The organism is Aerococcus sp. HMSC062A02, assembly GCF_001809535.1.
Lineage (GTDB): Bacteria > Bacillota > Bacilli > Lactobacillales > Aerococcaceae > Aerococcus.
Genome location: NZ_KV797907.1, coordinates 105,169 through 119,870, shown reverse-complemented (window position 1 = coordinate 119,870; position 14,702 = coordinate 105,169). Strand labels below are relative to the sequence as shown.

Below are 14,702 nucleotides of genomic sequence, written 5' to 3'. Positions count from 1 at the left end.
TCAATCTAACTTCTATACGCCTCGGATCAAATCAATCGGTTCATGGTTTAGAATAGCACTGAGGCCTGCCCAGTAAATCAGCAAGTTCAAGCCATAAACTAAGATTGAAAAACCCAGGAAGACTAAGTAGGGGAAGTATAAGATTAAGGCCTTCATATCGACGCTCTTGAATAGCCCAGCAATCCCTAGCATAATCCCTAAAGTAATCAAGGCAGACAAGAGGAAGGACTTCCCTTGTTCGAAGAGAAATTCGCGACTGAAATGATTTCTTAAGTCCTGGATATCCATACCAATCGAATAGAGGGTCCCGATTTCTTTGCGCCGGCTCATCAGGCTCAGGTTGATGGAGGAATAGCCGTTGGTGATATTCATCAGGAAGATAATGGCCGCAATCCCATAGATAATCAGCTTGAAACTTTGAATATCTGTAAACTGTTCGCCCTGGATTTCCTCATCTGTAAATACTTTGAAGCTTTCATTATAAGCTATGGTATTTTCGATGCGGCTGGAAATTTCCTCCTTGGTCCGGCCAGCTTCTCCCTTGGCTAGCTTGAGCTTCAATTCGAAGGGATAATTATAATTTTTATCGTCTTGAACCTCTTCCATCAGCTCTTGATAAGTCTCAAAATCCGTATAAACCATAACATTAAAGGGCAGGATCCGAGTCTGGTAAGGCCCAAGGTCATCAATGGTCTGCGCAATGGGAAGGCTTCGTTGCTTCTCATTAATACTAACCTCTAATTGATCAGGATGATCAAAATACGGCACTTTTTCAGCCTGAGCAAGGGGCTCGTTGGGGTCGGCTTGGACCTGGTTGTAGAGGGTAAATTCCCCTGGCCTGCCGCCTAGTTTCTGGAGGTCGTCGTTTTCTAGAGCAAGCAGACTTCCCCTGATATATTGGGGCTTGGTGTCAGCCATCATTTGCTTCAATTGCTCATCCAGGCCCAGTGATTGGGCGGCCTGTGAAAGCTCTAAGTTAGGTTCAATGGCTAGGTTCTTTTCCTTAGAAATATAGCCCTCCCCCTCATAGTCAGCTAGAATTTCGGGCAGGATAGGAGGCAATTCACCGGTGTCATTGTAGTAGTGGACCGTGAGATCGTAGCCATCATCGAAGGCATAGAAGTCTCGGTTATAATCAGCAATGGCATAGACAATGCAAAAGATGGCTACAATCAAAATGCCAATAGCTGAGATATAGCGCTGGGACTTGATACTGGCCATATTGTTTAGCCGAAGTTCTTTCCAGAGCTTGGGACTTCGTTTCTTACCCTTCTTCTTAGACAGGCTAAAATTTCCCTTGAGCCCTTCAATAATATCGATCTTCGCGATCTTTCGCGCCGGATAGATGACCGCGACTAAGACAACCGCTAGGGCCACCAGGATAATGACCAGAGACAAGATCCAATTAAAGTGAACCTGGTTAAAGAAGACCACTTCAGCTTTACCACTATTGGCGACTTCAAAGAGATAACGAATAAGGAAGAAGCCCAGGACATGACCGATTAAAACAGGCAGAACAGAGACCGTGACTGCTCCTTTCACCAGCAAGAGATAGATTTGAAAGTCCGTCGAGCCGATAGATTTATAGATGGAGAGCTCGCGAATCTTTTGCAGACCCCAAACCCAGAAAATATTTTTGATAAAGAAGACAAAGATCCCCATACATAAGAGGAGGGAGAGAGCATTGACAAGCTTGGTCATCAGGTTTTTACTCTGGCTGACATCCAGGCCATAGTAGCGGACTAGGGAGTCATTAAAGTCCAATTCCACTTCTTTGCCTAGCAGATCTTGAATCTCGTCTTGGATGGCCTCGCGCTGGGCATAGGCTGCCTTGAAGTCATGGAAAGTGATCAAAGGGATCAATTCTTCGTCATCAGCCACCAGAGGCATGCCGTAATTGATTTTCAAATTCTCATTATAGAAATCTTTGTAGACACCAACTAGGGTATAGTGGCGCCTTTCTGTCGTTTCAAAGCTTTCTTCAGCGGTATAGGTCGACCGGGCATCGATCGCCTCCCCGTCTACCTGACGCTCCCCTAGCTCGATGGCTAGTTCATCGCCTAGGGAAAGGGCTTCCTGCTTAACCAGAGATTCATTCAAAACAATCTCATCCGCCGACTCAGGAAAGCGCCCAGCCAACAAATAAGACTCTTCCCGCATCTGTTTGACCTGAACATCCTGTCCCACCATGGAGATGAGATGGTCCTTGTATTTAGCGCTGTGGGCCCTGGCAGAAGTCCCTCCCGCCAGCTCAATGGCTTCAACTTGGTTGAGTTTCTCGATTTCCTCCTGGGACAGGTCTTCTGACAAGCGGGCATCGTAGAAATTTGTTGCCTTCAGCTGGCGGTTACTTAACGAAATATTGGTATAGCCATAGTAAAAAATCACTGTGAAAAAGAGACTAACAATCAGGAGTGAAATGAAAATCGGTAAATTCTTTTTATTCATTGGGGTCATCTCCTACAATAGCCCCGTCGACCATGGTAATGATCCGCTGGGTCTGAAGAGCCAGGTTTTCATCGTGGGTAATGATCAAGATAGTCTGCTTGAGGGTCTGGTTGAAGTACTTCAAGAGGTCAATGATCTCCTGAGAGTTCTTCCGGTCCAGGTTCCCGGTCGGTTCATCCGCTAAGATGATGGAAGGCCGGTAGATCAGGCTACGGGCCACGGCCACACGCTGCTCCTGACCTCCCGATAGCTCACTCGGAAAGGCCTGCAACTTATCGGATAAGCCCAGCTTAGTCACCAAATCATTAAAGAAGGAGTCATCCACCTGGAGGCCATCTAACTTCAAGGGCAGTTTAATATTATGTGCCACGGTCAGATTGGGGATGAGGTTGTAGAACTGGTAGATCAGCCCCACCTTGCGCCGCCGGAACAGGGCCATTTCCTTAGACGAATAGCTGGCAATATCGGACCCTTCAATGAGTATCTTTCCCTCATTGGGCCGGTCCACCCCGCCAAGCATGTGGAGTAGGGTAGACTTACCCGACCCACTTGGCCCGACAATGGCGATAAGCTCTCTCCGGTTGACGGACAGACTCACCCCATCGACAGCCCGGACTTGCTTCTCTCCTTGGCCATAAATTTTAGTCAAATTGTCAACGCGAAGTATTTCCATAAGATCTCCTCCTAGTTTGACTATAGCCGATGAAAATGACAAGTCGGTGATAAAGCGGATAAAAAGAGAAGAAATGCTCTCCGCGATTACTTCCCCCTCACTTATAGAATTGCAGGATAAATTCTGCCCCTCGGTCGGTATTTCGGCAGCTAATTTGCCCCTGGTGTTTCTCGACAATGCGTTTGGCCATAGCGAGGCCAATCCCAAAGCCCTTAGAATCAGGATCCTTATAGAAACGCTGAAAAATTTTCTTTTGCTTGTCTTTGGCAATCCCTCCGCCATCATCACGTATGGACAGCTCCAGATAAATGGGGTTCTCTCGCGCTGTTAACCAGATTCGATGCGTGCCTTCCTGGTTGATGGCATTCTTCAGGATATTAATGACAGCCTCGCTCAACCAGTTGAAGTGGCCGAGCATAACCGCCTCCCCTATATTGATATCGACAACAATTCCATGGTTCTCAATCTCATCACTTAAGATATCTAAGGCGTAATCCACCACTTCACTTAAGTGGACTGTCGACAGCTTGAAACCCTCAAGGTTATTATCCAGACTGGCCAACTTCAAGAGAGCATTGGACAAGTCATTGAGGCGGTTTAATTGCTGGGAGAAAGTCGCCGGATCCGTCTTATCATTTTCCAAGGCAAAGAGCATGCCCGTAATCGGCGTCTTAATTTGGTAGGCAATGTCTTCGATATTTTGACTCTGACTTTGGGACAAACGATGGACCTTTTCTTTCTCTTCGACCAGCTCAATAAATAACTTATAGATCTGGTCTTCCAACTGGGAGAAATCATCCTGCTTCATGGGAATCTGATAATCTTGCTGGTAGAGTTGGTCGATCAGATCCGTCAGCTCTTGAATCCGCCGGCGCTGGCGGAACTTCAACCAGCAGACTACAGCAAGTATGCTTAGAAGCCACAATATATAAATCATAGCTTCAAGCGGTAGCCGATGCCACGGACGGTTTCAATCAGGTCTTTGGAGGTCTTGTCGCGGATCCGCTTAATGGTGGCGGTCAAGGTATTGTCATTAACATAAGCCTGCCGGGCATCCCAGAAGCGATCCAACAATTGGTCCCGGGTCAAAAGTTGGCCCCGGTGGCGGATAAAATGGGCCAAGAGCCGAAATTCCAAGGCCGTCAAAGCAACCGCCTGCCCCTGATAATAAATCATCCCCTGGTCTTCTTTAAGGACTAAATCGCTGTCCTCTTCCATATGCCCAAAGTCCCTCAAGCAAGCCGCAATCCGGGCCCGCAGGATATTCAAATTAAAGGGCTTAGTGAGATAGTCCGACGCTCCAGCATCGAGAGCCTCCGCAATAAAATCCACATCAGCAACCACAGTAGTAATAATCACTTGGATATTATTCTCTAAAAAGCGCGCCAAAAGATCAAAACCATTCCCATCCGGCAAATTTAAATCGAGAATAGCCAGATCGTAGGATTGCCTAGCTGCTGCTTGTCCTTCAGTGAAATTCCTCGCCAAGCCCACATCAAAACCATGCTTGGTCAAAAAGTCAATAATCTCTTGGCCAATCACGGGATCATCTTCAACTAAAAGCAGAGAATTCATGTCAAACCTCCTCAATTGTTGACAGTCCTTCATATCTTCTTATCCTTCATTCTTATTCTATCAGATAATGGTGTTTTTTCTAACAAACAAGAACGAGCATCTGACACTACAAGAATTGTCAGATGCTCGTTCTTAGCTTTAGCTTTGAAATAAACAATACCTTAATCATACTGGGATAGCAGGAAAATGATGATGAAAAATTCTAAAACACAGGAATGATTTCGAACAAACTACTCTCAACAAGTTTACGCTAGTCTGAATTACTTCAACTTACGCCAAATCTATAGAAAGTGCTTTAATTAGCTAAAAGTGTTGGAAATTACTGTAAGATGCTCCGAACTACTCTTCAACGTTTACACTCACTTAAGAGAGTGTAATATTGTCTAGGATCTCGCTTTGAATTTCCATGCCAACAAAGAACTTCTTTATCAACTAAAGCTCTTAAAAGCTTACGAGCTGTTACATCACTCATTGTTCCAATAACTTGGATTGGCCTAAATAGTCATTGGGATAGCTTGCTAAGAGCCTTCTCGCTGCCTCAGCCAGCTGGTCCTGCTCCACTTGCCCCTCCCGGTATGCCGACAACAAGTTCATAAAATCAACCTTCTCTTGGTCGGTTGCCAACTTTTTAAAGTAGCCCCAGACATGCTGGTAGGCATTGACGACCTGGCCAGGGTCTTCGGGCAAGGCTTTTGCCTCTTCAATATAGGCTTCCAGCACAGCTAATTCTGGCTGGTCGCTTTTTAAATACTCTCGAATTTCTCGGTAGATCTTCTGTGACTTGCTCAATACCAGGTACTTATTTTGTGCCCACAGCTTTTGGCAGGCTTGGACTTGCTTGGTCATTTTTCCCCCTCCTATCAGTCTTTTAAGCCTATGATAAAACAAATACTTGAACTTGTCTTTTAATTTCTTGCATCGCTTTTGGAGGACATAGGGATTCTAGTCAACTTTTTAGGCGCAAGCTATTTATCATTACTACTATATTTTGCGGCGAACCCCCTCATAGAATTGAATAGGATTCTTTTCGAGCAATTGGGCCTTCAAGAGGTCTTCTACTGTGTTTAAGGTCAAGGGGCCGCCTACTTGTTTGAGTAGGTCACGGCTATCGACTTTCTCTTGGATATAGACAAGATCTGGATCTTCAAGGCCTAGGTGTTTAGCTAGAGCCTCCACGCAGTCATTCAGAGAGCCAATCTCATCGACTAGGCCTTTGTGGAAGGCCTGCTGTCCCAGGTAAACTCGGCCGCCAGCTAAGGGCTCCAAGTCGTCTGCCGCTATCTTTCGCGCAGCCGATACCCGGTCCTTAAACTCAGCGTAGACAGCTTCCATACTAGCAACGTAACGGTCTTTCGATTCATCAGACAGGGGCTCGAAGGGGTTCAAAAAATCGGTCCCTTGCCCCTTGCTGACGCTTTCCAGATGGAGATCTAATTTCTCTATGGTCCCAGTAAATTCTGGAAGCATGGCCACCACGCCAATCGACCCTGTTAAGCTATTTCGATTAGCGAATAAGCGCTCTCCTGCACAAGCAATGTAATAGCCCCCACTGGCACAATAATCGCCCATCGAGACATAGGTCGGTAAGTCTAAATGCTTGAATAGTTGATAGATCTTCTCTGCCTCAAGGGCTTCCCCACCTGGACTATCAAGTCGAATCACCAGGCCGCGCACATGGTCCATCTTCTTAATCTGGTCGACCTTATTCTTAACATTCTCGTAAGAAATATGTGTTTTTTGGCCAGGCTTGGATTGAATCGTCCCCGAGAGACAGATAAGGGCTAGCTCGTCTTGGTCGGCCGAGCGACTGGTCCATTTTTTGAGCGGCTTTAGGCCAAGGTGACTTTCCTTATCGCTCAGACACTCATAAGTATCGAATGAAACGGTATGCTCTGAGTCGTGGATATCTAAGTCGTCGTAGCCCAGGTAGCCATCGACCAAGCCCAATGCTAGGGCCTGTTGGCGGTTAGCCAGAACAAGGTCTCCTGCTAAGAGTGCTTCCTCAATATCTAGCCCGCGCTTTTCTTTAAGCAAATCAATGAAATAGGCCAAAGACTCGTGCCCTAGGGCTTGCAGGGATTCTCGCCTCGCTGGACTCATCTGATTATGGTGGTAGGCTTCACCAGCTAGCTTATAGTCTCCAATTGATAAGACATGCATTTTAAGGCCAAACTTAGCCAAGAAATCTTTGAGATAAAGGTCATAATAAGCATAGCCCCGCAACCACAAGCTCGCATTATTGGTATCCAACATATAAATCTTGGGCGCTAATAAGGCCATTTGATAAGTCTGCTGGTCATAAGTTGTGCCATAAGCAAGGACTTCCTTGTGCTTGGCCATTTCTTCGAATAAGGGACGGACTTCTTCAATTTGGGCTAAGCTTAAGTCCATACGGTCAACATTCAGGTAGACCCGCTCGATCTGTGGATCGTCCACTAAGTCTTCTAACTTAGCTAGGAAAGTATAATACGAGTCGTCTGCCTCCCTGGATATCAAAGAACTTGTCTGGTCTTCTTTCAAATCGTCTGTATCAATTACCACTTGTCTGACTGCCTTGGTCATCACTTCCTTAGTCGGTGAAGATTTAGCCTTCAGCTTCTTGTAAACGATCCCAGACAAGATTCCTAGTAAGGCAATAAAAATCACAGCCACTAGCAAACCTTCGATCAAGGCGCGAACAATAAACATGTCATCAGTCCTTTTTTACTTTAAAATTTACCACACCCTTCTCTGCAGCGATGAGGTGGATAGATTCATTGTATAACAGCTAGAAGGCAAAGGGAATATGATAGTTTTTTGTTATATTCTTATAGTTAAAGCTTTGGCCTAGTTAGCTTCTCCCTCAAACAGAAAAGAAGCTCCATCAATGGAACTTCTTCCTTATCTATATCCTACTTCATTGCTTAAACACATTATTCAACAGAAGTCGCAACCTCTCAAGAAGCTCGCTGTAATGCTATTTATGCTCTTTCTCCAACAAGGCCACTGCCTCCACATGCTGGGTATGGGGAAATTGGTCGACGAGTTGAATCTTAGCGAGTTCATAGCCATAGTCTCTGAGCCAGGCCATATCAGTGGCCAGGGTCTTGGGATTGCAGGAGACGTAGATAATCTTATCGGTGCCCAAGCGGCCAATCCGGCGCATGACCTTGCCCCCTGCCCCATTGCGGGGTGGGTCGAGAAGCAAGAGGTCGGCTTGACCCCAATCGTCTTCAATCTCGGTCAAGCCGCGCCGGGCATCGCGGGCCATGAAGTAGGTATTGTCAATCCCATTCTCCCGGGCATTACGCTTGGCGGATTCGATGGACTGGTCGACAATTTCAATACCTGCCAACGCCTTGGCCTGCTTGGCTAAGGGCAGGCTGAAGGTCCCCACCCCGCAGAAGAGGTCGATGACCAGGCTCTGGTCGCTTAGGTCTGCCCAATCAAGAACGAGGTCAATCATCCGCTGGGCCTGGCTAGGGTTGGGCTGGAAGAAGGTATCGAAGTAGAGGCGATAGTGGAAGCCGGCTAGTTCATCACGGATGTAGTCACGGCCAGCTAAGACAGTCACCTGGTCAGCCCCCATCTTATCGGCAATTTCAGTATTTTTAATCCACATCAGGCTCTTAACATCGGTGTAGGCCCCCATCCGCCAGATTAGGTCCGCTACAGCTTCGGGATACTGGCTGCTATCTTCCTTGGCGAATAAGGCCAGCATCACTTCCCCAGTCTTCTGGCCTTGGCGCAGAAGAAGTTGGCGGAGGAGCCCCTGCTTGGACTTCTTATCATAACCCGCTAGTCCCCAATGCTTCTGCCAAGCCTGGATTTCTTCCTTGAGTTGCATAAAGATTTCAGGAGCCAGGATGTTGTCCTGCCAGTCCACAATCTGGTACTGGTCGCCCTGGGCAAAAAATCCCAACGCTCCTTCCTTGGAAAAGCTCAGCTCGATCTTATTGCGGTAGTGGTAGGGATCGTCCATGCCCCAGACCTCCCCCACAAGGTCTGGATCAAAGCCTTGGTCTGCTAGATAGGTCTGGGCCATGGCCTGCTTAAAGGCCAATTGGTCCTCATAGGCCATAAATTCTAACGGCGCTCCACCCACTTGGGCCTGGTCAAGTTCATAGCCGCCAATTCGGCTCGGCGCAGCTTCCAGGATCCGGTCATAAGTTAAGCAAGCCCGGCGCCGTCCCCGAGCATTGGGAACGCTAATCAGGAGCCGGTCTCCGGGCAGGGCCTTGGGGATGCGGAGCTTTAACTTGCGTCCCTTGCCTTCATCTGTATCAGGAAAGCGATAAGTCGCCAGGCCCATCCCTTTATCATCCAGGGCCTTTACTTCCACTTCCAGTTGTTCAGTCGGATAATTTTTCTTAGTCATTAACAACCACCTTCTTTGCGCGTATTATAGAATAATTTTCTTCCAGTTAAGCATATTAAAAGTCTGGGTGCAAGGTTTTTCGCCAGCTTATAAGAGCTTATGCGTGGTTCTAGGCTATACTTATGATAGAATAGTCTTAACGATTATTTAAGAGATAGCCAATTTTCTTGGTAATTGACCATTAGCTAGGTTAAGGAGTTGATTTGATGGCAGCACATTTTGGTTGGAGTCTCCGCATTTTGAGGCGTGTCGTCCGCCTCTTCCTGCCTAAGTATCAGTTTAATTGCGAAGATTTACCGAACCTTGATCAACCGACCATCTTCGTTTCCCACCACGAGAACCTCAAGGGCCCCCTGCGTCTGATGATCTGGACGCCAGTTTTCATGCGGCCTTGGGTCTTCGCCAAACTGACCCAATTCAAAAGCTGCTACAAGCACTTCAGCTCCTACACCTTCTATAAACGTTTTGGCCTGCCCCAAGTCCTAGCCAAATGCGTGGCCTGGCCTGCTGCCCGAATCAGCGTCTTCTTCCTCAAGAGCGCCCGGTCCATCCCTGTCTACCGGCAGAGTAAGAAGATCCGTCTGACTTTCAGAGAATCCGTGGCCAGTCTCCAAGCCGGCCAGCCCATCGCGATCTTCCCCGACATCGACTATCAAAATAGCGACCAAAGCATCGGGGAACTCTATGAGGGTTTCCTAACCATCGACCAGCTCTACTTTAAAAAGTATGGTCAGCGTATCCAATTCATCCCTCTAGTCGCCAATAAGCACAAGCAAGAATTTGAAATCGGCCGCCCCTTGCGCTTCACTGGTCGGATGAAGTTTCGCAAGGAGCGAGAACTGATGGCCCAGGCCCTCCAGGACGAACTCAATCGACTGGCTGATCCTTCCCTTGAACAGCTTGAAGAAAACGAAAGCCAACTCTCCGTAAAATAGGAGTTGGCTTTTTTAGTCTCTAAGTTTCTAAGGAGGAAGCCTGGAAGTGGTCGGGGAGGAAGAAGGCGCAGCGGTCGCTTGCTTGGGCGAGCTCCTTGAGACTCAGCTGGTAAGGCAAGGGATTGGTCCCGGAACGAACAGTTAGGGTCTGGCTCTGGCTGGCATAGACAGAACTATAGCGGGTAAAAGTTCCCTCATTTCGATTACCTGGTCGGATAAAGCCACGGGGGAGGGTCAAGGCAGACAGAACATCAAAGGCAGCTGCTTGTGCCTGGCCCTCTTCCTGGTTTGGAGGCGTCATCGCCTTTAGATAATAGGCCTTAATAAAGCGTGACTTGGGGTCATAGCCCCCTGGTAGGTCCTTGGCAGCATTGAAAGCTCGCAAGTCATCTACTGCTAAAGTCTTTTCTAAGGCCTTAAAATGCTTATCAATATCAGGTGAATTGGTCATTACCCCGTAAGGATTGACAGTCGCTTTTAAACGGCCACGATCAGGTTCTAAGACCAGGCAAGCCTGGCTGTCATCTGTGAACATATAATGGAAGTCGGGGCAGATGACCGCCTGTCCTTCTCGATCATGGTTGGCTAGGCAGAGCTGGTCCAGGTCGTCTAGGATTTCTGCAAGGGAGGCATAGTTGGCCAGGGCATAAGTCAAGAAGTGATAGCTCGACAGGTTCTTCTTGTCCGGCTGGGGAAGTTTAGAGAAGCGCGGCTTGGGACCTACAAATTCATTGGTGATGCCGATAAGTCCCTGGTCATTGACGCCTTCTTTTAGAGGATCCAAATCCCTAAAGCCAATCCCCAAACGGCGATAAGGCCCACAGTAAGTCCCTCCCTGGTAGAGGTCATCGGCAGCAGGATAGTCAGCTGGCTGGTAGATGATATTCCAAGGCACCGGCCCTTCCACATCCATGGTCCGGCCGAGCACCACCCCTTGGTCATAAGTCATCTGAATCCCTGTACACATCATAAGCCCCTCCCATCATTTTAGCTCTAAGCTATCATGAATCCCAGGTCGACTCAATCCATATGCTCATGCTTGACTCGGTCAATGAAGCGATAGAGGTCACTCTCCTTACGATAAATTAAGTAGCTGACAATCATCTGGATCCCCTGAACGATAAAGGCCAAAGCGAGGAGGTCAGGAAGGTAAAGGCTAAAATCCGGATGACCGACGAGGAGTAAGCCCAAAAGAATTCCCGCCAGAGATAAAAGGCTCCCCCAGATTGGAACCGGTGAGTCTTCGTAGCGAAGGCGGAAGAATTGGTAAGCACGGACCAAGCCCATTCCAAGCATCCAGCCCCCTAGGACATAGGGAAAAATTTGTTGGCTACCCTGGATATAGTCATAGATCCCCCAAATACAGGTCAAAATAGAAAAACACCCCGTCAGTAAGTTGCCATAATGGAGGTGCTTGCGGCCCGCCTGATAGAAATGGCGGAGGTCCCAAATGCCTGATAGGGCCGTTCCTAAGAGAAAGGCCACAGCAAAGATATGCAGGTCCTTATCCGGTTCTAAAAAGAGAAAAACGCCCATCATCATTAAGACACAGCCAATCAAAACACTAGCCAAAGACTGGTCCCTATTGAGTCGGTTGAGCCGTAAGTGGACCTCAGCTGAAAGTGACAGGGACTTATGCCGACTTTGAACTTGGTAGAGGCGGTCCTGGTGGAGGTCCTCCCAAATGAGTAACAAATCATTGATAGCTTTCACCATAAAACGGCGCTCCTCTGGTTCTAATTTTCGAGCCTCCGAATAGAGCCGGTTGATAAAGGTGCGGAAGTGTTCCGAAATATCGGTGAGGCGGAGGACCCCCGTATTATAGAGGGCATCGAATAAAAGCGTCAGCAACAATTCAATTTCCTCTGGCCCGTGCCATTTCATCCAGATATTAAGGGTTTCTTGGCTGAGCTGACTGGTCACAGTGGTCGATTCCACCCTTTTAAACTGGTCTCCCTCGATCTCCCAGAGTTGGAGGAGGTGTTGGAGGAGAGAAATTCCTCCGCTCTTAATAATCGTTGGTGCAGTCGCTGTGTGGAGGATAATCCCAATCAAGGAATCTTCCGGCAGGTACTCATAGACCTTAGACTGAATCCGCTTAAAACCTGCTTGCTCAAAAGTTTCCTCGTAGAAACCAGGCGAGTCCAAGACATATATTCCTTCAATCAATCCCTGGTCTGAAGCTGATTGTTGGATAGCAGCCGCCAAGGCCAGGTTACCACCTTTGGAATGCCCGGCTATGATGACCTGATCTTGATCGCCCTGGTCCATAACTTCTGTCAAGTAGCGGCCAGCTGCCTTTTGGGAGGGCATGGTCTTCTTATAGGCCAGCATGAAATTCTCCTGCCAGCCAACAATATGATTATCCGTCCCACGAAAGATGACTAATTTCTTATAGCCTGGTATCTCGACCATTAGAGCCGCAAACTGTACGGCCTTCTCTTGGTCTAAGAGACTTCGAAAGCCATAAAGGCGGACTTGGCGGAAGCGTTCGGTTTCCACCAAGGCATCAAGAACAGCATGACGCCCCTGGCTAATGAAATGCCAAATATCTCGGGTATTCGCTTGGTAGTTTTTGGCTAACCAAGCTTGGACCTGGCTTAAAGACACCCAGGCCTCCCCCGTCAAGTCAGCCGGCACCAAGTCATCCAGCTCTAAATTGGACAGCTCCGTTAAGGCTGCAATATCAACTTCATTGAGGGGCATGTCATCGAAAGTCTGGCTACTATGGGCCGCAATATAATCCACTAAACGCATTCAGACACCTCCTTAAAGCTTGGCTCTATTATAGCACGGGCCGGGCGAGACAAGAGGCACTCACACTCAGATACCATTAAAACTAAAGCTTTTCTTTAACCCTTGCCTCTTAACTAAAAAAGCCATGCCAAGACAAGGCTCCAGATCTCGACTAGACATGGATTTGCCTCACTTGGCATGGTAATTGATTGTATTAAGCTTTTTCAGCGCGCAATTCTTTAACAAAGTTTTCAATCTTATCCATCGCCCGCTCCAGCTCTTTAATGGAATAAGCATAGGAAATCCGCAAGAAGCCGTCGCCTGATTCACCGAAGGCAGAACCAGGAACTACTGCGACTTTCTCTCGATCCAAGAGTTCTAGGGCAAATTCTTCACTGGTCAAGCCGAATTCGCGAATGTCTGGGAAGGTGTAGAAGGCCCCTTCTGGTACGAAGCAAGGTAGGCCCATTTCACGATAGCGACTCATAAGGAAGTTACGCCGCTCCAAGTAATCATCCCGCATATCGGCAACCTCATCATCGCACTCCTTGAGAGCGGTAATCCCCGCATATTGTGAAGTGGTTGGTGCTGCCATGATGGTGTATTGGTGGACCTTAAGCATCTGTTCCGTGATTTCTTTAGGAGCGCAGACATAGCCCAAGCGCCAACCGGTCATAGAGAAGGCCTTAGCAAAACCATTGATATAGACGGTCCGCTCCTTCATACCCGGAATCGAGGCGATCGAGGTATAAGGCTCATCGGCATACCAAATTTCAGAATAGATTTCATCGGTAATGCAGTAAAGATCGTGATCCTTAATCACCTGAGCCAGGGCTTCAATGTCCTCTCTTAAGCAGACCGCCCCAGTCGGATTATTCGGATAATTTAAGATAATGGCCTTGGTCTTATCCGTAATGGCTGCTTCGAGTTGTTCGGCTTGCATGACGAACTTGTCCTCTGCCTTCAAGCGGACGGGAACAGGCACCCCACCAGCCAGTTGAACCGAAGGCAGGTAGGAGACATAGCTAGGGTCCATCACGATGACCTCATCACCTGGATTAATCAGAACCCGGCAGGCCAAGTCAATGGCTTCACTCCCACCAATCGTGACAATCTGTTCCTCCTCTGGGTCATAGTGGAGGCCGTAGTGGCGGTCAATGTATTTGGCAATTTCTTTGCGCAGTTCGATCAGACCCGCATTAGCCGTATAGAAGGTCCGACCTTGGCGCAGGCTCTTAATGGCCGCTTGGCGGACCGTCCAAGGCGTATCGAAGTCTGGCTCCCCAACACCTAGTGAAATGACCCCTGGCACTTCATTCGCGACGTTGAAGAAGCGACGAATACCAGAAGGTGCCATATCAAGGACGGTTTGGTTGAGGCTTTTTGTCATTGAGAGATCACCAACCGTTCCCCATCTTTTAACTTACTCTCAAAAATGGTGCCGTGGTCCTTGTAGCGGTTCATCACGATATGGGTCGCCGTACCGGAAACCTCATCGATTGAGGCTAACTTATTAACAAAACGTGAAATTTGTTGCATAGGCGCCCGCTTGGTTAAGAGCATATAATCGTAGGCCCCGCTAGTTAAGTAGAGGGCTTCCACTTCCTTGAAGCGGTACATCATTTCCGCCACTTCTTCATAAGAGGCTCCCTTGTGTAAGTTAACCGAAACTTCAATCATCGCTGAAACATAGTCACTCTCTGTAGCATCCCAGTTAATCATGGTCTTATAGCCAGAAATAATGCCTAACTCTTCTAATTCCGCAATGGTAGCTGATACAGTTTCCACATCTTCTTCCAGCGCATTGGCGAGTGCCTTATGAGAAATATGGGCATCATCTTCAATATAACGAAGAAGACGGTATTGCTTCTTGTGATCCATGTGCAGACTTCCTCCTTTATGGTATGATAGACTTACAATTCGGATGGTCAGTTTGGCCATCTCTTATTGGATACCTACATTTTACCACACTTTGATC

Annotated in this window: 12 protein-coding genes; 1 reads left to right on the top strand and 11 read right to left on the bottom strand. The window is 47.8% G+C overall.

What is annotated here, in order from left to right; translation table 11 throughout:
- Positions 1-12 precede the first annotated feature (12 nt).
- From HMPREF2626_RS00620 to rlmD, 7 genes are all read right to left on the bottom strand, one after another.
- Entirely contained in the window at positions 13-2,448 is a 2,436-nt protein-coding gene (locus HMPREF2626_RS00620; RefSeq protein ID WP_070616588.1) for an ABC transporter permease, read from the bottom strand.
- Positions 2,441-3,121 carry an ABC transporter ATP-binding protein gene (locus HMPREF2626_RS00615; protein WP_070616586.1) on the bottom strand — a complete coding sequence of 227 codons (681 nt, stop codon included), beginning with the start codon at positions 3,119-3,121 and terminating at the stop codon, positions 2,441-2,443. The genes HMPREF2626_RS00620 and HMPREF2626_RS00615 overlap by 8 nt, the downstream gene beginning before the upstream one ends.
- Positions 3,122-3,218: 97 nt before the next feature.
- Positions 3,219-4,058: a sensor histidine kinase gene (locus HMPREF2626_RS00610; RefSeq protein WP_070616584.1), complete on the bottom strand. Its 840-nt coding sequence runs from the start codon at positions 4,056-4,058 to the stop codon at positions 3,219-3,221.
- Positions 4,055-4,696, bottom strand: a complete 642-nt coding sequence (locus tag HMPREF2626_RS00605) for a response regulator transcription factor (RefSeq protein ID WP_070616582.1) — start codon at positions 4,694-4,696, stop codon at positions 4,055-4,057. Before HMPREF2626_RS00605 ends, HMPREF2626_RS00610 begins: the two co-directional genes overlap by 4 nt.
- A 468-nt stretch (positions 4,697-5,164) precedes the next feature.
- The gene (locus HMPREF2626_RS00600) at positions 5,165-5,542 is read right to left on the bottom strand and encodes a YbgA family protein (RefSeq protein ID WP_070616580.1); all 378 of its coding nucleotides are present in this window, start codon (positions 5,540-5,542) and stop codon (positions 5,165-5,167) included.
- A gap of 135 nt (positions 5,543-5,677) precedes the next feature.
- The gene (gene sppA / locus HMPREF2626_RS00595) at positions 5,678-7,384 is read right to left on the bottom strand and encodes a signal peptide peptidase SppA (protein ID WP_070616578.1); all 1,707 of its coding nucleotides are present in this window, start codon (positions 7,382-7,384) and stop codon (positions 5,678-5,680) included.
- A gap of 268 nt (positions 7,385-7,652) precedes the next feature.
- Entirely contained in the window at positions 7,653-9,053 is a 1,401-nt protein-coding gene (gene rlmD, locus HMPREF2626_RS00590; RefSeq protein ID WP_070616576.1) for a 23S rRNA (uracil(1939)-C(5))-methyltransferase RlmD, read from the bottom strand.
- A gap of 206 nt (positions 9,054-9,259) precedes the next feature.
- On the opposite strand from rlmD, the gene HMPREF2626_RS00585 reads away from it, so the two are divergent.
- Positions 9,260-9,988, top strand: coding sequence for a lysophospholipid acyltransferase family protein (locus tag HMPREF2626_RS00585; RefSeq protein WP_070616574.1), 729 nt, complete (start codon positions 9,260-9,262; stop codon positions 9,986-9,988).
- A gap of 19 nt (positions 9,989-10,007) precedes the next feature.
- On the opposite strand, the gene HMPREF2626_RS00580 is transcribed toward HMPREF2626_RS00585, so the two are convergent.
- From HMPREF2626_RS00580 to HMPREF2626_RS00565, 4 genes are all read right to left on the bottom strand, one after another.
- Positions 10,008-10,955, bottom strand: a complete 948-nt coding sequence (locus HMPREF2626_RS00580) for a linear amide C-N hydrolase (RefSeq protein WP_070616572.1) — start codon at positions 10,953-10,955, stop codon at positions 10,008-10,010.
- A gap of 53 nt (positions 10,956-11,008) precedes the next feature.
- Positions 11,009-12,745, bottom strand: coding sequence for an Mbeg1-like protein (locus tag HMPREF2626_RS00575; RefSeq protein WP_070616570.1), 1,737 nt, complete (start codon positions 12,743-12,745; stop codon positions 11,009-11,011).
- A 193-nt stretch (positions 12,746-12,938) separates the two neighbouring features.
- Positions 12,939-14,114 (bottom strand): aminotransferase class I/II-fold pyridoxal phosphate-dependent enzyme, encoded by a 1,176-nt coding sequence (locus tag HMPREF2626_RS00570; RefSeq protein WP_070616568.1) that lies wholly within the window; start codon positions 14,112-14,114, stop codon positions 12,939-12,941.
- On the bottom strand, positions 14,111-14,605 hold the full coding sequence (locus HMPREF2626_RS00565) for an Lrp/AsnC family transcriptional regulator (protein WP_067974828.1): 495 nt from the start codon (positions 14,603-14,605) through the stop codon (positions 14,111-14,113). Before HMPREF2626_RS00565 ends, HMPREF2626_RS00570 begins: the two co-directional genes overlap by 4 nt.
- Positions 14,606-14,702 lie beyond the last annotated feature (97 nt).